Origin of the sequence: Simonsiella muelleri ATCC 29453 (assembly GCF_002951835.1) — a bacterium.
In the GTDB taxonomy this organism is placed as follows: Bacteria; Pseudomonadota; Gammaproteobacteria; order Burkholderiales; family Neisseriaceae; genus Simonsiella; species Simonsiella muelleri.
On record NZ_CP019448.1, the window covers coordinates 287,510 to 309,458 of the forward strand.

Sequence of the window (21,949 nt, forward strand, 5' to 3'; positions counted from 1 at the left end):
TGGATTTTAAATTTTTTCGCGTTTTCAAAGATGAAAAAGTGGAACGTATTTTGGTTAGCGTGATTGACAGTACGGAAAGCGTGGTATTGGAATCCAGCTTACAAGCACAAGAAGAACAAGAAGAACGTGAAATGGAAATGTTGAATGCCATTTTGCACGTGGATTCGCGCATCTTGAACAATTTTATTGTCAACAGTCAAGCCAGACTAGATGAAATTAATCAAACCTTGCAATCGCCTGAAACTGGTCTGAATGAATTAAAAGCAAAAGCCAGTTTTGTGGCGCGTAACATTCATACATTAAAAGGCGAAGCCAGTGCAATGAATTTATCGCGTATGGTGGATATTTGTTGCACTGTGGAAGATTCATTGGCAATGTTGCGCCGTCAAAACAGTTTGAGTGGGCAAGACTTTTTTGCAATTGTGGTGTTGTTGGAGGATTTGTATCGTTTGCTGGATATTTTACGCAGCTACGAAAATCGTTTGGAGCCGAAAAATGAGCAACCTGAAGAGCAATCCATTCAATCTACCATTTTATTAGAAAATCAACAGCTTCAAACTTATACACAAGATATGGCTGAACGCAATGGCAAAAAAATCAGTTTGCTTATGCAAGGTTTTCAAGAATACGAAATGGACAGCGCACAACGCAAAACATTACATGAAATTTTAATGCAATTGGTGCGTAATTCTGTGGTGCATGGCATTGAATATCCGTCAGTACGCCGCAAACGCAATAAGTCTGAAACAGGCATCATTAAATTTATTTTGACTGCCACTGATAATGGTCAATTGAATTTATTAGCAGAAGATGATGGTAATGGTATTGATTTTGAAGCGATTCGCAATAAAGCGGTTGCGGAGGGGCGTTACACCGTAGAAGAAGTGGGACAATTGAGTAAAAAACAATTATTGTCTTTAATGCTAGGGGCTAATGACATTTTAGCTATAATTTCAACCAAATCAAAGCACAAGCTAATGATACAGTACTTTCATAATTACGTTTTAATTTATCGTACCGTGTTGCCAGCGCACGAAAATGCTTTAATCGTGCAAAAGCGTTTTCTACCAAGTGCCTGATTTTATATAAATACCAATCTGTGCCCACATTAAGATGTTCTCTATTTTTCTTATATGGAATATTGGCTTTACTTTGTTTAGACTGAATTAACCGACGAAAAGTATCACTGTCAAAACCCCTATCAGCACACACGGTTTCATTATCACTTAAATCCAATTGTGCCAATAAATCAGGCGCAACAACAATATCATTTACATTACCAGCTGTAATGATAAATTCAATTGGATTACCACAAGCATCAACCGCTAAATGAATTTTAGACGTATGACCACCGATACTCTTACCAACAGCTTGATGCGTAATGGATTGTTTACCCATACCGTGTTGATGAACGCGGATATGGCTACCGTCCATAAAGACCCATTCCATATCGGGTGTATCTACCAAATGTTTGAATAATCGGGTAAAAATACCGCGTTTAGACCAGCGATTGAAACTTTGGTAAAGGCTGTTTGCTTTACCAAAATAACTAGGTATATCAGCCCATTGGCAGCCTGTACGTAAGCGAAATAGGATACCTTCTACTGTTTTGCGTAAATTTTTCTTGCGATAAATGCCAAGCTGTTTCAAAATAGGCAACAGTCTTGACCATGTTTCATTTGTAAGCGTGTTTCGGGACATGGCAAAGGTTTGGGATGGTTGCGTGGAAACAATATCTTAAATCCTTTGCCTCTTTTTTTGAATTGTCAATAGCCCCTAAGCGATGGATTTTCCACTGCTGCGCAAAACACTGAAGATGCAGGAAAAGGTGTGGGTATGGGTGTGATTCGTCAGTCCATTCAAAAAATGGGTGGTAAATTTAATATCAATACTGCTTATGAGCAATACACACGCTTTACCATTAGTTTCCCACCGAAACAGCCTTAAAAAGGGGGGTAATTTATGTATAAACTGATGATAGTTGATGACTCTCAAATTATTTGTAATCGCATTGAGCGCGCTGTTCGTGGTATGATGATCGAAGTGGTGGCAACTGCTGCTAACGGTAAAGAAGCAGTAGAATTATTTAAATTACACCGTCCTAATTTAATTACGATGGATTTAAATATGCCTGAAGTGGATGGCCTGACTGCCATTAGGCAAATTATCGCACAAGATGCGCGAGTAAGTATTTTGGTGGTTTCAGCAGTGTCGGATAGAAGAACAGGTCTGAAAGCGTTGCACAGTGGAGCGCGTGGATTTGTTCAAAAACCATTCACAGATGAAAAGTTGATTATTGGATTGAATAAATTAATCAATCCCATTATACGATAATGCAAAAAATATTTGACAAAAATGTAATAAAAGTACATAATACAGTCCATCTAATCGCGAAAGTGGTTGGATATTTCTCCTCTATTTCTCCTTTGTAGATTTGGCGCATATTCTTAGCAGAGTATGCGCCTTTTTTTATTTATAGTCAGTCAGTTAAAATTAAAAATACGACTGTGTTGGCTGTGAATACAGGTTCTTACTTTAAACGACTATATCATCTTGACTCTTTGTCATTTTTTTTCATTAGCCAATTTAGATACGGTTTGGGTAATAAATTTACAATTTGAATGAAATATTTCATTCTTTTGGGAAAAATAGCGGTATCACGACCCGAGTTCAATGCCGCTAAAATTTCATTCACAGCGCGTGTTTCACTGATTAGAAAAGGTTTGTGTTGGGCATTGCCTCCGTTAATTTGTCGTAAAGTTTCAGTATCCACATAACCACTGGCAACACATAATACATTGATTTTATTTGGTAACAAGGCTGAACGATACGCGGCGGCGGTGTGCCACATGGCACGTTTGCATTGGGCGTACACGCTGGTGTAGGGATAATCCACCAAGCCCGCCACAGACGACAAACATACCAATGTTGCCGTGTATCCGCAGGCTGCCTGAACATGCCGCGCCGCCCACGCAAAACACGTTTGAAATGCTTGTAAATTAACCGCCAACATTTTTAGACTGTCTGCTGCATTCAAATCAAAACGCCTTTCGTTGAGATACCAACCTGCCGCATAAATGATGCGCTGATACGGTGCATTTTCAGATAATTTTTCTAATAAATCATTGAGTTGAATAGAATCACAGACATCGCATTGAATGATTTGCCAATTGGGAAATAATGGACGTAACACATTGATTTTATATGATGAACTGCCCACTACGCTGACTTGCCAATCTTGCTGTTCGTGGGCTTTTGCCAATGCTAAACCGATGCCGCTTGTTCCGCCGATGATGAGAATTTTGGGTTTCATAAATTTTCATTTAAATAAATCAAAGTGTTATTGTATCCATATTGCCATTGTGCGTCTATTTGTTCGGCGAATGTGTCGGGGTTGCCTATATTCACTTTCAGGCTGCCTGAAAACCAATCATACGATTTTGACACATATTTTCCTTTTAATGCCAATTGGTTATCTGAAAAAGGTAATGGGTGAATGCGTGCGTGTTGCTGCATAAATTGTTGAATTTCGGTATGGCGTAAATTAGCAGGCGTACCAAAAATGCGCAAAATGGCTGGTTCGGATAAATATTTGTTATAAAAAGATTTTTGTTCGGTTATTACATTGTCGGCAAGCGTGGCGAGCCATTCTAGTGGCAGTAAATCCATCACACCTCCCATGCAAAATCCAATATTATCAATGAAAACAGGTTCTTGATAATACATATCTGCCACAGATGCAGCTACGGCAGCCTGAAGATTGGGAGTAAAAATAGGTTGAATTTGACGGTCTTGGCGATGCGGTGCGTGGTAGGCGGCGATATTTTCAGGCTGCCTGAAATGTTGTTTTTTTGATGAGAAAACAATATATTGCCAGCGCGTTGATTGAGGCAGCAAACGACTTGCACCAATTAAAATATCAGGCGTGTGATGTAGCTGTGGATTAGGCAGCGATGCAGCAAAGTCGGCAACGGGTTGCAGCCATGAATTAGGTTGTTTAATTGGTTGAAATAAAGCATATTTTTTTAATTCGTGCAGCAGTGAATGGAAAGTATCGCGCTCATGCACACGTTGTAGTCGTGCTTCTGAACGGGTTTGCCAATAACGCAAGGCTGCTTGAAGAATAGGGGTAAACATGTGTTTTGGCTGACGAGGTTGTGCCAATTGACACAAAGTTTGGTGCAAAATAGGCGATGTGGCGATTTCATATAATTTTTTAGAATCAGGTGCTTGTGATATCAACCACGCAGCAATACTGCCACCGCAAGTGGCAAAAATAGCAGATGGTGCGGGCTGATGAGCAGACCATGCAGCATAACTGCCCAAGTAGTAGCCAAATCGTGTTCCACCACCTGTAAAGCATTGTATAGACGAATATTTTCTCATATTAATTGGGTAATGTAAAAAAGATCAGGTCGTTTATTCTAATGGTTAATAACAGTAGAAGTAAATATCATTAAGATTGGTTATTTTTGTTGCGTAAATTGAACACAATGCTTAATTGAGAATGTTAAATCATTTTAAATTTTAAAAAATATTTAAATTCAATTAAATAGGTTTTTATTATTAATAATAAAAGTTATATTATTTTGAAATTAATTATATTTTGTGAAATAAGAATGTTGATGAAATAAAAAAAAGAAAATACAATACCAAATAACGTTAATTTTCAGTTAAATGATATTAAATATTGTTTGATTGTTAATTTAACTTTGAGGAAGGTAGTTCAATTTTTGCATTTTTTTGTATAAGGATTTTCAACCATGAAAACAAACTCTTTGGCGAAATTTAGTTTAACAATCATCGCTGCTATGGTATTGGCGGCTTGTGGTAGCAGTGGTGGTAGCGATAGCCCATCTACTAATTCAACAGCGAGTACAACAGCAGCACAAGCGGCTGCTAAAAAAGCTGCTGATGAAGCTGCTGCTGCTAAAAAAGCTGCTGACCAAGCTGCTGCTGCTAAAAAAGCTGCGGATGAGGCTGCTGCTAAAAAGGCTGCTGCCGCATTGGCTGCTGAAAATTCAGATCGTAAAGCCGATAATGCTGTGTTACGTCCTACCCCAACAGGTTCTGATTTATTGGAAAAATCTAGTGTAGGCGCAAAAAATGTAGTAAAAAATAATTCTAATTTAACTACTAACTACAGTTCTAATACGGATTCTACATCTAATACGCCAGAATTAATGAATGTACAATCTCCCGATAAAGATTTAAAAACTTTAGTAGTGGGTCAGGCTCCAGATAACAAAGGTACAGTGAAGGTTGCTTATTTAGCTGGTTTGGAAAACTTATCAAAGGCGGCACCTACAGACGGTAAATTAACATTCGAGGCTGCTGTTAAAGCTAAAAAAGATGATAAAGCTAAAGATGATAAAGCTAAAGATGATAAAGCTAAAGATGATAAAGCTAAAGATGATAAAGCTAAAGATGATAAAGCTAAAGATGATAAAGCTAAAGATGATAAAGCTACCGTATCTGTATATGTATATACCGTACAAGCAGGACGTAAAAATTATACTGAAAACTATGGTGATGGTGATGATCCTAGGGGCTATTGACAATTCAAAAAAAGAGGCAAAGGATTTAAGATATTGTTTCCACGCAACCATCCCAAACCTTTGCCATGTCCCGAAACACGCTTACAAATGAAACATGGTCAAGACTGTTGCCTATTTTGAAACAGCTTGGCATTTATCGCAAGAAAAATTTACGCAAAACAGTAGAAGGTATCCTATTTCGCTTACGTACAGGCTGCCAATGGGCTGATATACCTAGTTATTTTGGTAAAGCAAACAGCCTTTACCAAAGTTTCAATCGCTGGTCTAAACGCGGTATTTTTACCCGATTATTCAAACATTTGGTAGATACACCCGATATGGAATGGGTCTTTATGGACGGTAGCCATATCCGCGTTCATCAACACGGTATGGGTAAACAATCCATTACGCATCAAGCTGTTGGTAAGAGTATCGGTGGTCATACGTCTAAAATTCATTTAGCGGTTGATGCTTGTGGTAATCCAATTGAATTTATCATTACAGCTGGTAATGTAAATGATATTGTTGTTGCGCCTGATTTATTGGCACAATTGGATTTAAGTGATAATGAAACCGTGTGTGCTGATAGGGGTTTTGACAGTGATACTTTTCGTCGGTTAATTCAGTCTAAACAAAGTAAAGCCAATATTCCATATAAGAAAAATAGAGAACATCTTAATGTGGGCACAGATTGGTATTTATATAAAATCAGGCACTTGGTAGAAAACGCTTTTGCACGATTAAAGCATTTTCGTGCGCTGGCAACACGGTACGATAAATTAAAACGTAATTATGAAAGTACTGTATCATTAGCTTGTGCTTTGATTTGGTTGAAATTATAGCTAAAATGTCATTAGCCCCTAAGTCTAAACTTAAAGTTTTGAACGCTAAGGGTGAAGATGCATCAGCTGGTAATGAACTCCGTAAACCTAAATCTGATAATACTTCGATTGTTGGTCAAATGTACGGTGCGAAAATCACTAATGTTAAAGAAGATGGTGAAGAAACAAATGCGCCATTTACCCAAAAACCTTATAAGAATGTTCAGTATGGTAGTTTGACTTCTGCTTTACATGCCCAAGATATTTCAACATTAGAAAATGGGGACGAGGTGGATACTAAAATTGCTAAGTATGGTTACACTGGCACTCTAGGTACTGAAGATAATTACTTCTACCGTTTAAATGAGAATAACATGGATGTAGCTGGATTGAAAAAACTTAAAAATGATAATCCAAACACAGTGTTGAAATACGATGGTCATGCGGTAACTTATGGTATTGATAATAGCTGGGTTGGTCCAGCTAAAGCCAAAGTCAATAGTGTACCTACAGCCATTGTGGCTGCTGAGAAAGCAGCTGACTCAGGTTTAGTGAGTGGTACACATGTTACTGCTAAAATTAACTTGAATACCAATGCTGTAGAAGGTAACTTGTACAATAAATGGTATGATGGTGCGTTGAAAGGCGTTAAAGATGTTCGTTTAGTAGATTTTACTGGTTCTATGTCTGAGAATGGTAATATTGCTGGTACATCGCATAACAACATCGATAATACTGGTGGTTTATTTGGTGCATCTTTAAATAAAGAGGCAACAGAAATGGGCGGTGTGGTTTCATCTAATGACCATACAGCAGGAAATAAATGGGGTGCTGTATTTGGTGCTCAGTTGACAGGTCGCGAAACTGTTGTACCTGCTAAAACAGGAACTCCTGCTGATCCGGTTAAGCCTGCTGATGAACCAAGTATTAATAGTTCTGGTAATGTTACTAGATAAGAACGGTTTTATGCTGATTAGTTAGGTTATCAACTCTTACTTGATACGGCGCAAATTAGGTGATTAATTTGTGCTGTATCAAGTTTTTCATATTCATATTGATTTTTGATGGTCATGTTGATAAATTAATAATGGAAAAATGGTTCAGGTAGCCTGAAAGGTTTTTTACTTAATGTAAGGATTTAAATATGAAAAAATTTAGCTCGTTATTGTGTGCAGTGATTTTGTCTGCACAATCAATAACGTATGCTGCTGAGAAATCGCCAGATATTAACAATCATTACTTGGAATCGGAGACAACGCCAGTAGTTACTCAATCCACTACGCCATCTGATGATGATAAATTACGCGGTCAAAAAATCAGTACTGATGTTCAGCCAGCAAAAAAAATGGATTTAACCGAAACAGAATGGCGCGCTAACCCCACAAAATTACAGCAAACATTATTATTCTTACTGGCGACTAATCAAGTTAATCATCTGAATAATCTACCTGAATTATATGGTTTATTGCCAGCGAATACACGCGATGATTCATTAATTGAATGGGCACACGCCATGCGTTTGACACAAACCAATCTAAGGCAATCTATCCATGAATATCGTATTTTGCTGGGTAAATTTCCTGATAATGATTTTATTCGTTTTCAATTAGCTGCATTGCTTTATCAAAATCAAGAATTTGACGCAGCAAAAGGGCAATTTCAAAAACTCCGTGCATCACCACAAATGACAGAAAAAGACATGGGAGTATTTGATAAATATTTGACAGCGATTGAAAATAAAGATAAGTGGCATTTTTCATTGGGAACTTCATTGTTAAGAGATAAAAACTTAACTGAAATGGCTGCCGAAGGAACCGTGATGACATTACCTAATGGCGCTACTTTCACACAAATTACCCCCAAAGAATCAGGAACAGGTTTCAATTTTGGTGTCAATACAGAAAAAAGATGGTCCTTACAAAATGGGCAATATATCGGACTAGCAGGTAGTGGCAATTTAAAATACTACTGGAATAATCATAAATTTAATGAATTAACTGGCTATATTGGTACAAGTTATGGTTATGCCAATTCTAATATTGAAATGAAAGCAACGCCTTATTATATGAAACGTTGGTATGCTGGCGGTGGCAGTAATGATTCAGATAAATTAAAATCTTATACCCACTCACTAGGGATATCAACTTCTTTGGCGGCATGGTTGACACCCACTTTGAAACACTCAACCTACGCCAACTATTCGCATGAAACTTATGCTAATGATAATATGGATAAACGCTACGGCGGAAATATTAAAAGTGTGGGTACATCGTTATTGTATTTACGCGGTACAAAACAGTATTTTGGTTCAAGTTTGGATTTAATGCGCCGTGATGTGGGTACTGAAACGAATTCGTATAAACGTTATGGTGGGCGAGTATTTTGGGGACAGGAGTGGCCCAAAGGTTTTGCAACACAAGCCAGCCTAAGTTTGGCAAAACGAAAATATCAAGCTCCTTGGCTTGGTATTGTGCGCCGTAGTGATAAAGAATGGAATGCTAATGTGTCTTTATGGCATAAAGCGGTTCATTTTTATGGTGTTACACCGCGTTTGACTTTTAATTATCAAAAAACAAAAAGTAATATTCCTATCTATTCATATGATAAAAATATTACTTATATTGAATTAGATAAATCATTTTAATGTTTGATTATGATAAATAAAGCAACCATCGTCCTGAAACGGTGGTTGCTTAACTTATTCAATTCTCAAGCGAATTAATCATCACGTTTGACACGAATCACTTTGCCTGTTCGGGCATCTAAACGCACATCAAATTCTTGTCCTTTTTTATCAATTACTTCTACATCAAAATATTCTTTTTTGGAAAAGTCGTGGTATTCAAATTCCACGTCTTTCACATAACCACCTCCCACTTGTTGTAAGGCTTTCTCGCCAGCTGCCTGATGAGTGATGTATTGAGCATGATTTTGTGCATAGATGCGGTCGTCATCGTCTGCCAAAGCAGGTGTTACGGCAACAGCCAAAGCGGCAAGCAATACAGATTTTGTGAAGATATTCAATTGTTTCATATGTTTTTCCTTAAAATGTGTTGAAAATTATTGACTACGGAAGACATCATAAAATAGAAAACTTAAGACAAAATTAAGAACCTGTATTTATAGCCAACGTGAAATGGATTTTTGTCCCAGTTGATATGAATGTCAGGCGAATTTCATGCTAATAGCGTTCCTAAAAGCACTATAAATTGTCCTCACGGCATTGTCGTGCATTGATGTAACATTTTTATTTTATTTGACTATTATGGTGCTAAAATGACGCTTTTTTCTTCAGGCAGCCTGAAACAAAATGTCGCTCCGCAAAAAAATCGCTACTCGAACCGTTAATCCGCAATACGTCAACACACTCATGCAGTCAGGCGCAAATCCACTCATTGCTCAACTTTATGCTGCGCGTGCCGTGTTTTCAGCAGACGAATTATCCGATCAACTTAATTTATTGATTCCCTATCAACGGCTTAGCTATTGCGAAGTCGCCGCCGAACGCATTGCCCAATCCATTGAACAACAAGAAAAAATTTTGATTATCGCCGATTATGATGCCGATGGCGCAACCGCTTGTTCTGTAGGCATGAAAGGTTTGGGCGCAATGGGTGCGGTGGTGGATTTTTTCGTCCCTAATCGCTTTGAGCACGGTTATGGCTTAACTCCCGAACTTGCCGATATTGCAGCTGAAAAAGGCGCGAAACTCATCATTACGGTAGATAATGGCATTTCCAGTTGCGAAGGCGTGGCGCGTGCCAAAGAATTGGGCATGGACGTGGTGGTAACCGATCACCATGTGGCGGGACGATATGTGCCTGATTGTATTATTGTGAATCCAAATCAGCAAGGTTGTGATTTTCCAAGTAAAAATTTGGCTGGTGTGGGCGTGATTTTTTATGTATTAATGGCATTGCGCGTGCTTTTACGAGGACGTGGTTGGTTTTCAGGCAGCCTGAAAGAGCCGAATTTGGGTGATTTGTTGGATTTGGTGGCGGTGGGGACGGTTGCCGATGTCGTACCACTTGACCACAATAACCGTATCCTCGTGTCGCAAGGTTTAAAACGCATTCGAGCTGGTAAAACACGTGCAGGTATACAGGCTTTGTTTCAGGTTGCCCGATTTGATTTTCATAAAGCACAACCTGTTGATATTGGTTTTAAAGTTGCGCCGCGCCTCAATGCGGCTGGACGACTGGACGATATGTCGGTGGGGATTGCCTGTTTGCTGTCGGATAATTTGGAAACCGCACAACAGCTAGCCAATGAATTAAATCAATTAAATCAAACGCGTCAAGAAATTGAACAAGATATGTTGCAAAATATTTTGGGCGAATTTCCCGATACGCTGCCTGAAAATCAAACCACATTAACCGCCTACCGTGATGATTTTCATCAAGGCGTGGTGGGGATTGTTGCCAGTCGTTTGAAAGACAAATTTTACCGCCCAACTTTCGTGTTTGCGCCTGACGACAATGGCGATTTGCGTGGTTCGGGGCGGTCTATTGAAGGCGTGCATTTACGTGATGTGGTGGATGTGGTGGCGAAAAAATACCCTGATTTAATTAGTAAATTTGGCGGACACGCCATGGCGGCAGGTTTGACGATGCGTGGTGATGGTTTGGTAATTTTTCAGGCAGCCTTTGAAGAAGCGGTGCGCGATGTGGTCAACAAAGAAATTTTGTCGCAAACTTTTTTAACCGATGGTAGCCTGAAAACCGAATATCTCACGTTAGAATGCGCCCAAATGCTCAATAGCCAAGTATGGGGGCAAGGTTTTCCGCAGCCGACTTTCTGTGATGATTTTATCTTGTTACGTCAAGAATTTATCGGTAAAGACAAACAGCATAAAAAAGCATGGTTACGCAAAGATCATCACGAATTTGAAGCCGTGTTTTGGCGTTGTGCAGATGAATTGCCCGATGAGATTCGTGTGGTGTATCGTCCTGTGGTTAATGAGTGGGGCAACCGTGTGGATTTGCAACTTTACGTGGAACATTGGGAAGAAGTTTTGCCATTTTAATGATTGGGAAATCAATTTATTATGTTAGAAAATCAATCGCCTATTGTTCGCCGTTTGGTGATGTTTTGGTTGCCCATTATGGTGGTTATTGGGGTGTTTTTGTATCTGTCGCAAACGCATTACGATGCTCAAAAAGAAGCGCAATACGGTTTGCAACGCCTGAATTTTTGGCGTAGGCAAGCTGGTTTGCCCGTGTTAGAACGTCAAGCAGCACTGGAACAAGCCGCGCAAAAACACGCCCAATATTTGACCCACAATCCAGATGGACACGATGAACGCAATCGCAGTAACCCCCATTTTACAGGTGCAGACCCACAAGAACGCGCCAACGCTGCAGGTTATCCAGCTGCCGTATCTGAAAATTTGACCATCAGTCATTTTGCGCGTTCAGGCAAACGCAGCGTGGACAGTTTGATGACTGCACTCTACCATCGGCTTTCGCTGCTCAATCCCGACCAAGATGAAGTAGGTGTGGCGTGGGCGCGTGGCAAAAACAGCGCGTTTGTGTTGGAATCAGGTAGCAGTCAAGACCGTCAATTATGTGAACAAAATCATTCGGTACAAGCCAAATATATTTTAACCATGATATGTCATAATAAAAAAGTGGAAATTCATGTAAATCAAGCACCTATTATGCAAAAGATGGCGGTTAAATACCCAATTGGTAGTCAAATTGAACCCAGTTATGATGGCAAAGAACAACCCAATCCCATGCCACAAGCCGACAAAACAGGTAATCCAATTAGCATTGCTTTTTATGGTGAAACTCAACCCATTCAAATGATTTCATTTAAATTATTTCAAGATAATCAACCCATAAATGATGTGAAAATTTTGACTGCCAGCAACGATATAAATCGGTTATTGGCGGAAACCGAATTTGCGTTGTTCCCGATGAAATCGCTTGAATTTGATAAAGATTATCGCGTTGAGTTTGCATATCGTCAAAATAATCAAGACAAAATCGAAAAATGGCAATTTCACACACGCAAAAAAAAGAATATTTTTGAATTTTAATTAGTGAATAAATTGGCAAAATATTTTTTTCAGGCAGCCTGAAAAAATCAAATTGCGCAAAAATAAATACAGTGAAATAAAAAATGAATACAGATGCACTCATTGAAGCCGCGCTTTTAACGCAGCCTGAAGCCGTTTCCGAACTCACGCTCCGCCGACTCGCAGACCCTCCGCTTTCCGAAGACGAATTGGCAGAAGCCATGGATTTGTTGCGCCAACGTTGGCAGAATCGCGCTTTACAATTGGTTCACACGCCATTAGGTTGGCGATTTCAAATTGCGTCTGCGGCGTTTGAATGGCTGGGTAATTTGCACGAACAGCGCACACCGCGTTATTCTCGTGCTGTGATGGAAACGCTTGCGATTATCGCTTATCAGCAACCTGTTACGCGTGGTGATATTGAATCAATTCGTGGTGTTACCGTGTCGCAAACCGTGATTCAAACGCTGCAAGAACGCGGCTGGATTGAAGTGATTGGGCAACGCGACAGCATTGGTAAACCGTCTTTATGGGCGACTACCGATCAATTTTTATCGGATTTTCAATTGAATAGTTTGACTGATTTGCCGCCGCTAACCGAATTAGGCGAACTGGTTTTGCCCGATTTAAATGCCAATGAATCATGTGAAAAATCTGAAAGTCAATAAAATGGAGAAATTTGCATACAATTGTTAAAAAAAGATTGGTATCACGGCGCATTTACGGCTACAATTCCCGAACGGTTTTTTTGAATAACAATAAATACGGAGCTTTTCCAATTATGAATACTAAAGGACAATTATTACAAGATCCTTTTTTGAATGCGTTACGCAAAGAGCATGTGCCGGTTTCCATTTATTTGGTCAATGGCATCAAATTACAAGGTCAAGTGGAATCGTTTGACCAATACGTTGTGTTGTTGCGCAATACTTCCGTAACTCAAATGGTATACAAGCACGCCATTTCTACCATTGTGCCAGCGCGTTCTGTGAGTTTACAGCACGATGGTAAAACCGCCAGTCGTCCAGCCTTGCAACAAGTGGAAACCGTTACCGAAGAAGTCATTACATTGGATAATTAATTCAAGAATAATTAATTCAATTCATTCAAATAACCACCGTCTAACAGGCGGTGGGTTAGGGCATGACGGACTGGAAGTTTGCTTAAATGGCGTGTCCTAATATCTCATTACATACTGATATTCTTTCTTTTATTCACTCAATTTTATAAAATGATTATTTTGCTTGTGGATTAATCAAGATTTCCACGCGGCGGTTTTGTGCGCGACCTTCAGCAGTGCTGTTACTAGCGATGGGTTGGCTGGCACCATGACCTGCTGTGCTGATACGGCTAGATGACACGCCTTTGCTAATCAAATATTGTGCCACTGCATTGGCACGGTTTTGCGACAATGGGATATTGATGCTGTCGTTACCTGTACTGTCGGTATGACCGATGATGCTGATGGTGGTTTCGTTGTAAGTTGCCAAAGTCTGTGCAGCACCATTCAAAGAATTTTGTGCGTTAACAGATAAATCGTAGCGACCAGTGGCGAAAGTTACGTTTTCAGGCATGGTCAATTTGATTTGGTTGCCCTCACGCTGTACTTCTACACCAGTATCAGCCAATTGTTCGCGTAATTTTTTTTCTTGGTAGTCCATGTAACCACCCACACCCATACCCAAAGCACCACAAGCAGCGGCTGAATTACGTGCACCTTTGCTGCCGTGTGTGATGGCACCAATGATACCGCAAGTTACGGCAGCACCCATGCCATAAACAGCGGTTTTGCTGGCTTGTTTTTCGCCAGTGGTTGCGTTGGTTACGCAGCCGCTCAAGCCCAATGCTGCCAAAGTTGTTGCCAGAGTGATTTGTTTCATCATTGTCATAATATGGATTCCTTTGTGAATGAAGAATTAAGTGGATACAAAAAATGAATTATGTGAATTTCTTTTCAGGCTGCCTGAAAAAATATTTCAGCAAGCACAACTATAACCGAAGTTTTTTTATTTCAATAGGGCAATAACGCGAAATTACGCTTACAAATAATTTCTTAACGTTTCCACTGGCTACGTGAAAAATGCCACAACAAAATCACGCCAACTATGGTGCAAGTAGGCATCAGCCACGCCAAAATTTGTGCTGTGCCGTTATGCAATACCGTTGCCAAAAAACCGACCATTGCACCAGTAAGCGATTGATTAGCAGATAATAAAGCGTTTGCACTGCCGCTGTCTTCACGAAAGTGTTGCATAAACAAAGCCTGTGTGTTGGCAACCACCAAACCTTGTGTTCCCACGGATAACATCACGCACAATACTACTACCGCAAAGGGTGGCAATCCCATTATCAATACACTTGCACCCAAAATTAAATTTGTTAATAATTGAATCACTATGCCCCATAGTAAAATATCTTGTGTGCTGCTGTCGCGTTTTAATCGCCATGCGGTGATGCGGTTAAACGTTGCCATGGTAATGATATTACAGCCAAATGCCCACGCATATTGTTGTGGTGTCAATCCATATAATTCCATGTAAACAAATGGTGATTCAGTTAAAAAAACCATCATTGATGAAAATGAGGTAGCCTGAAAAAATAAAAAACCCAATGCCTGTTTTTGACCCAATACACGGCGATAACGCATTAAAATATTATGGAAAATATGGCGTGTGAATGGTTCGGCTTGTTTGCGTTTGGGTAAAAAACGCCATAACAGCGCAAACACACTCGCACCATAAAAACACAGAAACGCAAAAATACTGCGCCAACCACCCAAATTTTGCAGTACCGCCCCCAGCATCGGCGCAGCCAACGGCGCACCCATCATAATAATCCCAATTAAAGCAAACATTTGTGCCGCATATTTGCCATCGTAATTGTCGCGGATAATGGCACCGACCGTTACCGCTGTCATACCCCCACCTAAGGCTTGTAGCAGGCGTAGTACCATCAATTGATTAGCAGAATTCACAAAAATCAATATGATAGATGCTACAATGTAAATTAATAACCCTGTTAGCGCGATGTTTTTGCGCCCTTTGATGTCCGACAACGAACCGCCGAGCAATTGCCCAGCCGACACACCCAAAATAAATGTACTTAAACTGCGCTCAATCAGATGAATATCTGTATGCAAATCTACAGCAATATTTTTGATTGCAGGTAAATACGCGTCCACCGAAAATGGCATAATAGCGACCATAATAGCCAATAATATTGCCATTTGTTTATCAGATAATGTTTTTTGATTCATAAAATTTCCTAAAAGAATTCAGGCAGCCTGAAAGCAATCGGCTGCCTGAATCATATCAGTTAATTAATGTCGGTTAGATTTTTCTTTGTGCTGTAAAATGGTACGATCCAATTTATCCATTAAGGTATCAATTGCGGCGTACATATCTTTTTCCACTGTTTCTACATAAACATCTTTACCAGATAAATGGATTTGTGCAGCGGCTTTATGATTCACTTTTTCGGTGGACAGTGTGATGGTAGCAGAAATGATGTCATCACTGTGGCGATTGATACGCGCCAATTTGGTGGTAATGTAATCGCGCAATGAGTCGGTAATTTCAAGATGTAAACCATTGATATGTAAATTCATCATACAGCTCCTTGATAAAAATAAATGGGCAAATGCCACGCCAAATGATTTGACGCAAATGTATTTTCGGACAGTTGGCGTGAAATTGCAATATCTAAATTATTTTTATTTGTTTTTGTACCTTTTGCTTGTGTTTTTATTTTAAATGACAATACAACCTTTTCAGGCAGCCTGAAACCCTATTTCTTGCGGGCAAATGGTATTTCAATAAACCGATTACCCAAATACGCCAAAGTGATTGCCATCACATAAATCACAGGTAAATGCCACACATAGCCGACAAAATTTCCCTGTTTAAATATAAACATTTCCAACACGCCAAACCACATAAACAACACCAAGCCATGTACCAAATAAATCGCGTAACTTAAATCCCCTAGTTTGACTAAACCTTTATGATTCAATAAATTTGCAAAATTGTATCCGTGTGCCACAAACGCAAACCAAATCGCCAACAAAATGCGCTGCTCCCAAGAATAACCGATTGTTTTAAAAAATAAATAATAAGTCAGTGGCAACATAATGATGTGAACAATCACAGGATAATGCTTCAGGCAGCCTTGAATCGGTTTGGCTAAAATCAGCGCAGGTATTGCCAAAATAAACAACCAATAATATTGTAAATCAGAGTGGTAACCGATAACCCAGTATGCCAGCCCAATTGCTATCCATGCGGCAGCCTGAAAGTTGATTTTACGATGATAAATCATGTGGATAAGCGGTAAAATTGCATATACAGCCCATTCGTACACTAACGTCCATTGCACACCTGCAATCATTAAATGCGTAATATTTTGAAAATTAACATTTTGAAATAACAACCATTTGATTATAAAATTTAAAAATGCCGTTGTATCCTGAACGTGAATGGGTTTGGTCAAAAAACCAATCGCCAAAACCAATAAAAACACAGCAATATAAAGCGGATAAATGCGTTTGATACGCGCGATATAAAATTCCAGCCAATTTATTTCGGGCGAACGGCAAATTTTCAGCAAATGCAAATACGCACTCATCAGAAAAAACAGCGACACAGAAATCGCGCCTAAATTCACAATCATCAACGTACCGTTTTTGCCCCAGCCGCCCAACTCGCGCCAACCATAAGTATAATAAAAATGATGGCTTATCACGGCACAAGCCAGCATACCACGTAAACCGTCAAGTTGATGGCTACGCGCATGGGCATGCGGATTTTCAGGCTGCCTGAAGAGGTACTTGCAAGCCACCGCTGCAAGTGTGATGCAAATCAGCGTGGCAATTAATAGGATAATAGTATGAGTCATTGTGAACTTTCTAATCTGTATAACAAAGCTCTGTTTGTTTTGAAACAGAGCTTTTGATATTTTCAGGCAGCCTGAAAATCAGTTTTCGCAATTAATTATGTTTGCTGCCCATAATTGCGATAAATGGTCTGAAATTATTCCCACTCAATCGTGGCAGGTGGTTTACCGCTTACGTCATAAACTACGCGGTTAATACCTTTGATTTCATTAATAATACGATTGGAAACTTTACCGAGCAATGCGTATGGCAATTCTGCCCAATGCGCTGTCATAAAATCGCTGGTAACCACCGCTCGTAACGCAACGACATAATCATATGTCCGCCCATCGCCCATCACGCCTACTGATTTCACAGGCAAAAATACTGCGAATGCTTGACTGGTCAAATCGTACCAAGAAGTCCCATTTTCATCTTTAAATTGGCGCAATTCTTCAATGAAAATATCGTCCGCACGGCGCAATAAATCCGCGTATTCGCGTTTGACTTCGCCCAAAATGCGCACGCCCAAACCCGGACCAGGGAAGGGGTGGCGATACACCATTTCACGTGGTAAACCTAACGCTACGCCCAATTCGCGCACTTCGTCTTTGAACAAATCGCGCAACGGTTCAAGCAATTTCAATTTCATGTTTTCAGGCAGCCCGCCAACATTGTGGTGAGATTTAATGGCGTGGGCTTTTTTGGTTTTTGCGCCTGCGGATTCAATCACATCAGGATAAATTGTGCCTTGAGCCAACCATTTGGCGTTAGTGAGTTTTTTCTCTTCAGCATCAAAGACTTCAATAAATTCCGCGCCGATGATTTTGCGTTTTTGTTCGGGGTCGGTAACGCCTGCCAATTTCGCCATAAATTGCTCGCTTGCATCCACGTGAATGACTTTCACGCCCAAATTGTTGGCGAACATTTGCATGACGTTATCCGCTTCGTTCAGGCGCAATAAACCGTGGTCAACAAATACGCAAGTTAATTGGTCGCCAATCGCGCGATGAATCAACGCCGCCGCCACTGAACTGTCCACGCCGCCCGATAAGCCCAAAATGACTTCATCACTGCCGACTTGTTCGCGGATTTTTGCTACGGCTTCGTCAATATAATTGGGCATTGTCCAAGATGGTTTCGCGCCGCAAATATCCAATACGAAACGGTTCAACAACGCTTTACCTTGTTTGGTGTGGGTAACTTCGGGGTGAAATTGAATACCGTAGAAATGTTTGTTTTCATTTGCCATCATTGCAATTGGACAAGATGGTGTTTCACCAATGATTTTGAAATGATGAGGTAATTTTGAAACTTTGTCGCCATGACTCATCCAAACATCTAACGAGTTTGGCGCATCTTCAATGCCGCGAGTGAGTTCGCTGTCAAACGTGTTGACTTGTGCGTAACCAAATTCGCGCTGATTGCCTGCTGACACTTCGCCGCCCAAATGGTGTGCCATAAATTGCATTCCATAGCAAATTCCCAACACAGGTACGCCTAATTCAAACAAACCAACATCTGCTTGATAATCTGATTCATATACCGAATTGGGTCCACCTGATAAAATAATCCCTTTAGGATTAAATGCTTTAATATCGTCCAAAGGCATATCAAACGAATGTAATTCGCAATAAACATGGGCTTCACGCACACGCCGCGCAATCAATTGGGTAACTTGTGAACCGAAATCTAAGATGAGAATTTTGTCTTGTTGCATGATGTTTTCGCCAAAAATAATGGTTAAAATAATGGCGTGGATTTTATCACAATAAAGTTAACAAACCCTATTTCAGGCAATTTGAAAATATGGAATAAAAATACTAATTCAATCAATTAACAAGAAACTTTCATATTTGTGTAAATGTGTTTTTACGCGAATTTGTGGCGATTTTCGGATAATTTGCTAGACTTTTGCGGTTAATTTCGCGAAAATCGTGTTTTTCGCATATGCGTTTTGATGAATACGCTAACCGAAATCAAAACATGTCTACTTACAATTAGGAATCACACAAATGGATTTACGCAAATTAAAGAAACTGATTGATTTGGTTGAAGAATCAGGAATTGCTGAAATTGAAGTAACCGAAGGTGAAGAAAAAGTTCGCATTACACGTTCAGTGGCTGCGCCTACGGTTCAAACCGTTTATGCAGCTGCACCAATGGCGGCACCAGTTACGCCGCAAGCTGCACCAGCAGAACCTAATGCTGCGCCCGTTTCTACTGTCGCCGCCACCAGCAACACCGACAACGCACAAAAATCCCCTATGGTCGGTACATTCTATCGCTCGCCCAGTCCCAGCGCACCTGCATTTGTGGAAGTCGGTCAAACTGTGAAAGAAGGGCAAACGTTGTGCATCATTGAAGCAATGAAATTGATGAATGAAATTGAAGCCGAAAAATCGGGCGTGGTTAAAGCGATTTTGGTGGAAAACGGTCAGCCTGTGGAATATGGCGAACCTCTGTTTGTGATTGAATAATCGATTTTCAGGCAGCCTGAAAACAGATTTTGGCGTTTCAGGCTGCCTGAAAAATTAAAGAGTAACATATTATGTTAAAAAAAGTTTTAATCGCCAATCGTGGCGAAATCGCTTTACGCATTTTGCGTGCTTGTCGTGAAATGGGCATCGCCACAGTCGCCGTGCATTCCGAAGCCGACCGCGAGAGTTTGCATGTTAAATTAGCAGATGAAAGCGTTTGTATTGGACCTGCGCCATCGCCACAAAGCTATTTGCAAATTCCTGCACTGATTGCCGCTGCCGAAGTAACAGGTGCAGATGCCATTCACCCTGGATATGGATTTTTAGCAGAAAATGCCAATTTTGCCGAACAAGTAGAACAATCTGGCTTTATTTTCATTGGACCCAAAGCCGATACCATTCGCTTGATGGGCGACAAAGTTTCCGCGAAAAAAGCCATGATTGCATCTGGCGTGCCATGCGTACCTGGTTCAGATGGGGCATTGCCTGATGATTCTGATGAGATTCTGAAAATCGCGGAAAAAGTTGGTTTTCCTGTGATTGTGAAAGCATCGGGTGGTGGTGGTGGTCGTGGTATGCGTGTGGTTGAAAAAAAAGAAGATTTGATTCAATCGGTTGAAATGACTAAAGCCGAAGCGCAAGCCGCATTTGGTAATCCCATGGTTTATATGGAACGCTTTTTGCAACGTCCACGCCACATTGAAATTCAGATATTGGCAGATGAGCATGGCAATGCGATTTATTTGGGTGAACGCGATTGCTCTATGCAACGCCGCCATCAAAAAATCATTGAGGAAGCCCCTGCGCCTTTTATTACGCCCGAAGAACGTGCCAAAATCGGTATGGCTTGTGCGGAGGCATGTAAGCGCATTGGTTATCGTGGTGCGGGTACATTTGAATTTTTATACGAAGACGGCGAGTTTTTCTTTATTGAAATGAATACGCGGGTGCAAGTGGAGCATCCAATCACCGAATTAATTACGGGTGTGGATATTGTGCAGGAACAATTGCGCGTGGCGGCTGGCTTGTCGTTACAATATGAACAAAAAGATATTCAAATTGAAGGTCATGCGTTTGAATGTCGCATCAATGCGGAAGATCCGTACACCTTTATTCCGAGTCCTGGTGTCATTGAATCGTGCCATTTACCTGGAGGATTTGGGGTGCGCGTGGACAGCCACATTTATCAAAGTTACCGCGTGCCGTCTAATTACGATAGCTTGATTGGTAAGGTGTGCGTTCATGCGAAAACGCGCCCACAGGCAATCGCGAAAATGTTGGTTGCACTCAATGAGTTAGCCATTACAGGCATCAAAACCAATGCGCCTTTACATCGTGAATTGTTTTGTGATAAGGATTTCGTAACAGGCGGTACAAGTATTCATTATTTGGAACATTGGTTGGCAGAGCGTAAAGAACGTTTAGCCAAAGAGCAAAAATAAGAACCTCTATTCATAGCCAACGAGAAATGGATTTCTGTCCCAGTTGGTGAGAATTTCATGCTAATTCTGGCGTGAAATTCAACGCAGCAGGCGTGCCAAATGGGGCAAAAAGACATCGCGTTTGGCTGTGAAGACAGGTTCTAAGATACATTCACTTTTAGATTATGTATTCAGTGAAATAAAAACTCACAAAACAATCTTTCAGGCAGCCTGAAAATGATTGATACGTGAATGGATTCGCTGGACACATCAAACAAATTGACAGAATTATTCAAACTCATCAGTTTGACTGCGAATAACCAATAATGGCAAATGACTTTGACGCATCACGGTTTCCGCAAAACTGCCCATCAGCAAGTGCATCAAACCGCCACGTCCGTGTGTTCCCATTACAATTAAATCTGCACCTTGTTGGTCGGCGTAATTTACCAATTCTTGTGCCATGTCTTTTGCGCCTTTTACGGCAATCAGCAAATGCGTTTTCACATTGGTAACGCCAGCCGCTTTTGCTGCTGCCACTGCTTCTTGCAGCACTTGATTGCTGTTGGCGATGGCGGCTTCTTCGTAGCTTTCATGTTGCAAAAATTCGGGGGCGAGTGTCATGTATTCTGTGGGATTTGCCACGTTGACCAATGTCAATTCGCTGTTGCTTTGTAGTGCCAAACTTGCGGCGTGTTGCAAGGCGTTGAGTGAACTCATGCTGCCATCTACAGCGACAACCAAATGTTTATACATAATCAAATCTCCTTGATGAGAACGCATAGTCAAATAAAACAA

General features: G+C 40.4%; 21 protein-coding genes and 2 pseudogenes. 13 read left to right on the forward strand and 10 right to left on the reverse strand.

The window, feature by feature from the left end:
- Positions 1-137: 137 nt before the first annotated feature.
- Positions 138-425, forward strand: a pseudogene (locus tag BWP33_RS12790) (Hpt domain-containing protein); the annotation flags it as partial.
- A 520-nt stretch (positions 426-945) separates the two neighbouring features.
- Here BWP33_RS12790 and BWP33_RS01380 read toward each other — a convergent pair.
- Positions 946-1,701: an IS5 family transposase gene (locus BWP33_RS01380; protein ID WP_002641156.1), complete on the reverse strand. Its 756-nt coding sequence runs from the start codon at positions 1,699-1,701 to the stop codon at positions 946-948.
- Between the two features lie 93 nt (positions 1,702-1,794).
- Between BWP33_RS01380 and BWP33_RS01385 the strand changes: the two are divergent.
- Both BWP33_RS01385 and BWP33_RS01390 read left to right on the forward strand, forming a co-directional pair.
- Positions 1,795-1,947 (forward strand): annotated as a pseudogene (locus BWP33_RS01385) (hypothetical protein); the annotation flags it as partial.
- Positions 1,948-1,962: 15 nt separating this feature from the next.
- A complete protein-coding gene (locus BWP33_RS01390; RefSeq protein ID WP_002641155.1) occupies positions 1,963-2,334 on the forward strand; it encodes a response regulator in 372 nt (123 codons plus the stop codon).
- Positions 2,335-2,548: 214 nt separating this feature from the next.
- Here BWP33_RS01390 and BWP33_RS01395 read toward each other — a convergent pair whose 3' ends face one another.
- The gene (locus BWP33_RS01395; RefSeq protein WP_002641154.1) at positions 2,549-3,313 is read right to left on the reverse strand and encodes an SDR family NAD(P)-dependent oxidoreductase; all 765 of its coding nucleotides are present in this window, start codon (positions 3,311-3,313) and stop codon (positions 2,549-2,551) included.
- Positions 3,310-4,386 carry a patatin-like phospholipase family protein gene (locus BWP33_RS01400; protein ID WP_002641153.1) on the reverse strand — a complete coding sequence of 359 codons (1,077 nt, stop codon included), beginning with the start codon at positions 4,384-4,386 and terminating at the stop codon, positions 3,310-3,312. The genes BWP33_RS01395 and BWP33_RS01400 overlap by 4 nt, the downstream gene beginning before the upstream one ends.
- A gap of 377 nt (positions 4,387-4,763) precedes the next feature.
- Between BWP33_RS01400 and BWP33_RS12700 the strand changes: the two genes are divergently transcribed.
- The 4 genes from BWP33_RS12700 to BWP33_RS01420 all read left to right on the forward strand — a co-directional run bounded on the left by BWP33_RS12700 (position 4,764) and on the right by BWP33_RS01420 (position 9,002).
- A complete protein-coding gene (locus BWP33_RS12700) occupies positions 4,764-5,558 on the forward strand; it encodes a hypothetical protein (protein WP_211289038.1) in 795 nt (264 codons plus the stop codon).
- Positions 5,559-5,623: 65 nt separating this feature from the next.
- Positions 5,624-6,379 (forward strand): IS5 family transposase, encoded by a 756-nt coding sequence (locus tag BWP33_RS01410; RefSeq protein WP_002641156.1) that lies wholly within the window; start codon positions 5,624-5,626, stop codon positions 6,377-6,379.
- 5 nt (positions 6,380-6,384) lie between these two features.
- Positions 6,385-7,314 (forward strand): HupA family protein, encoded by a 930-nt coding sequence (locus BWP33_RS01415; protein WP_002641150.1) that lies wholly within the window; start codon positions 6,385-6,387, stop codon positions 7,312-7,314.
- A gap of 188 nt (positions 7,315-7,502) precedes the next feature.
- Positions 7,503-9,002: a surface lipoprotein assembly modifier gene (locus BWP33_RS01420; protein WP_002641149.1), complete on the forward strand. Its 1,500-nt coding sequence runs from the start codon at positions 7,503-7,505 to the stop codon at positions 9,000-9,002.
- A gap of 74 nt (positions 9,003-9,076) precedes the next feature.
- On the opposite strand, the gene BWP33_RS01425 is transcribed toward BWP33_RS01420, so the two are convergent.
- Positions 9,077-9,391 (reverse strand): PepSY domain-containing protein, encoded by a 315-nt coding sequence (locus tag BWP33_RS01425; RefSeq protein WP_002641148.1) that lies wholly within the window; start codon positions 9,389-9,391, stop codon positions 9,077-9,079.
- 277 nt (positions 9,392-9,668) lie between these two features.
- Between BWP33_RS01425 and recJ the strand changes: the two genes are divergently transcribed.
- The 4 genes from recJ to hfq all read left to right on the forward strand — a co-directional run bounded on the left by recJ (position 9,669) and on the right by hfq (position 13,461).
- Positions 9,669-11,384, forward strand: a complete 1,716-nt coding sequence (gene recJ / locus BWP33_RS01430) for a single-stranded-DNA-specific exonuclease RecJ (protein WP_002641147.1) — start codon at positions 9,669-9,671, stop codon at positions 11,382-11,384.
- Positions 11,385-11,405: 21 nt separating this feature from the next.
- The gene (locus BWP33_RS01435) at positions 11,406-12,401 is read left to right on the forward strand and encodes a CAP domain-containing protein (RefSeq protein WP_002641146.1); all 996 of its coding nucleotides are present in this window, start codon (positions 11,406-11,408) and stop codon (positions 12,399-12,401) included.
- A gap of 83 nt (positions 12,402-12,484) precedes the next feature.
- Positions 12,485-13,048: an SMC-Scp complex subunit ScpB gene (gene scpB / locus BWP33_RS01440; RefSeq protein WP_002641145.1), complete on the forward strand. Its 564-nt coding sequence runs from the start codon at positions 12,485-12,487 to the stop codon at positions 13,046-13,048.
- A 113-nt stretch (positions 13,049-13,161) separates the two neighbouring features.
- Complete coding sequence (hfq, locus tag BWP33_RS01445) at positions 13,162-13,461, forward strand: RNA chaperone Hfq (protein WP_002641144.1); 300 nt, start codon at positions 13,162-13,164, stop codon at positions 13,459-13,461.
- 154 nt (positions 13,462-13,615) lie between these two features.
- Here the strand turns inward: hfq and BWP33_RS01450 are convergent, their stop codons facing one another.
- The 5 genes from BWP33_RS01450 to guaA all read right to left on the reverse strand — a co-directional run bounded on the left by BWP33_RS01450 (position 13,616) and on the right by guaA (position 18,970).
- Positions 13,616-14,269: a YiaD family glycine zipper/OmpA-like lipoprotein gene (locus tag BWP33_RS01450; protein WP_002641143.1), complete on the reverse strand. Its 654-nt coding sequence runs from the start codon at positions 14,267-14,269 to the stop codon at positions 13,616-13,618.
- Positions 14,270-14,433: 164 nt separating this feature from the next.
- Positions 14,434-15,636, reverse strand: coding sequence for a multidrug effflux MFS transporter (locus BWP33_RS01455; protein ID WP_002641142.1), 1,203 nt, complete (start codon positions 15,634-15,636; stop codon positions 14,434-14,436).
- Positions 15,637-15,699: 63 nt separating this feature from the next.
- Positions 15,700-15,987 carry a ribosome hibernation-promoting factor, HPF/YfiA family gene (hpf, locus tag BWP33_RS01460; RefSeq protein ID WP_002641141.1) on the reverse strand — a complete coding sequence of 96 codons (288 nt, stop codon included), beginning with the start codon at positions 15,985-15,987 and terminating at the stop codon, positions 15,700-15,702.
- Between the two features lie 179 nt (positions 15,988-16,166).
- Positions 16,167-17,273, reverse strand: a complete 1,107-nt coding sequence (locus BWP33_RS01465; protein WP_002641140.1) for an acyltransferase family protein — start codon at positions 17,271-17,273, stop codon at positions 16,167-16,169.
- Between the two features lie 134 nt (positions 17,274-17,407).
- Complete coding sequence (gene guaA, locus BWP33_RS01470) at positions 17,408-18,970, reverse strand: glutamine-hydrolyzing GMP synthase (protein ID WP_002641139.1); 1,563 nt, start codon at positions 18,968-18,970, stop codon at positions 17,408-17,410.
- A 295-nt stretch (positions 18,971-19,265) separates the two neighbouring features.
- Between guaA and accB the strand changes: the two genes are divergently transcribed.
- Together accB and accC are read left to right on the forward strand one after the other, a co-directional pair.
- Positions 19,266-19,730, forward strand: coding sequence for an acetyl-CoA carboxylase biotin carboxyl carrier protein (gene accB / locus BWP33_RS01475; protein WP_002641138.1), 465 nt, complete (start codon positions 19,266-19,268; stop codon positions 19,728-19,730).
- Between the two features lie 71 nt (positions 19,731-19,801).
- Positions 19,802-21,172, forward strand: a complete 1,371-nt coding sequence (gene accC / locus BWP33_RS01480; protein WP_002641137.1) for an acetyl-CoA carboxylase biotin carboxylase subunit — start codon at positions 19,802-19,804, stop codon at positions 21,170-21,172.
- 267 nt (positions 21,173-21,439) lie between these two features.
- On the opposite strand, the gene BWP33_RS01485 is transcribed toward accC, so the two are convergent.
- Positions 21,440-21,907, reverse strand: coding sequence for a universal stress protein (locus BWP33_RS01485; protein ID WP_002641136.1), 468 nt, complete (start codon positions 21,905-21,907; stop codon positions 21,440-21,442).
- Positions 21,908-21,949 lie beyond the last annotated feature (42 nt).

Excerpts from the sequence above, each read along its gene's own strand:
- BWP33_RS01380 (WP_002641156.1), bottom strand. The coding sequence starts at position 1,701 with ATGTCCCGAAACACGCTTACAAATGAAACATGGTCAAGACTGTTGCCT.
- BWP33_RS01390 (WP_002641155.1), top strand. The coding sequence starts at position 1,963 with ATGTATAAACTGATGATAGTTGATGACTCTCAAATTATTTGTAATCGC.
- BWP33_RS01395 (WP_002641154.1), bottom strand. The coding sequence starts at position 3,313 with ATGAAACCCAAAATTCTCATCATCGGCGGAACAAGCGGCATCGGTTTA.
- BWP33_RS01400 (WP_002641153.1), bottom strand. The coding sequence starts at position 4,386 with ATGAGAAAATATTCGTCTATACAATGCTTTACAGGTGGTGGAACACGA.
- BWP33_RS12700 (WP_211289038.1), top strand. The coding sequence starts at position 4,764 with ATGAAAACAAACTCTTTGGCGAAATTTAGTTTAACAATCATCGCTGCT.
- BWP33_RS01410 (WP_002641156.1), top strand. The coding sequence starts at position 5,624 with ATGTCCCGAAACACGCTTACAAATGAAACATGGTCAAGACTGTTGCCT.
- BWP33_RS01415 (WP_002641150.1), top strand. The coding sequence starts at position 6,385 with ATGTCATTAGCCCCTAAGTCTAAACTTAAAGTTTTGAACGCTAAGGGT.
- BWP33_RS01420 (WP_002641149.1), top strand. The coding sequence starts at position 7,503 with ATGAAAAAATTTAGCTCGTTATTGTGTGCAGTGATTTTGTCTGCACAA.
- BWP33_RS01425 (WP_002641148.1), bottom strand. The coding sequence starts at position 9,391 with ATGAAACAATTGAATATCTTCACAAAATCTGTATTGCTTGCCGCTTTG.
- recJ (WP_002641147.1), top strand. The coding sequence starts at position 9,669 with ATGTCGCTCCGCAAAAAAATCGCTACTCGAACCGTTAATCCGCAATAC.
- BWP33_RS01435 (WP_002641146.1), top strand. The coding sequence starts at position 11,406 with ATGTTAGAAAATCAATCGCCTATTGTTCGCCGTTTGGTGATGTTTTGG.
- scpB (WP_002641145.1), top strand. The coding sequence starts at position 12,485 with ATGAATACAGATGCACTCATTGAAGCCGCGCTTTTAACGCAGCCTGAA.
- hfq (WP_002641144.1), top strand. The coding sequence starts at position 13,162 with ATGAATACTAAAGGACAATTATTACAAGATCCTTTTTTGAATGCGTTA.
- BWP33_RS01450 (WP_002641143.1), bottom strand. The coding sequence starts at position 14,269 with ATGACAATGATGAAACAAATCACTCTGGCAACAACTTTGGCAGCATTG.
- BWP33_RS01455 (WP_002641142.1), bottom strand. The coding sequence starts at position 15,636 with ATGAATCAAAAAACATTATCTGATAAACAAATGGCAATATTATTGGCT.
- hpf (WP_002641141.1), bottom strand. The coding sequence starts at position 15,987 with ATGAATTTACATATCAATGGTTTACATCTTGAAATTACCGACTCATTG.
- BWP33_RS01465 (WP_002641140.1), bottom strand. The coding sequence starts at position 17,273 with ATGACTCATACTATTATCCTATTAATTGCCACGCTGATTTGCATCACA.
- guaA (WP_002641139.1), bottom strand. The coding sequence starts at position 18,970 with ATGCAACAAGACAAAATTCTCATCTTAGATTTCGGTTCACAAGTTACC.
- accB (WP_002641138.1), top strand. The coding sequence starts at position 19,266 with ATGGATTTACGCAAATTAAAGAAACTGATTGATTTGGTTGAAGAATCA.
- accC (WP_002641137.1), top strand. The coding sequence starts at position 19,802 with ATGTTAAAAAAAGTTTTAATCGCCAATCGTGGCGAAATCGCTTTACGC.
- BWP33_RS01485 (WP_002641136.1), bottom strand. The coding sequence starts at position 21,907 with ATGTATAAACATTTGGTTGTCGCTGTAGATGGCAGCATGAGTTCACTC.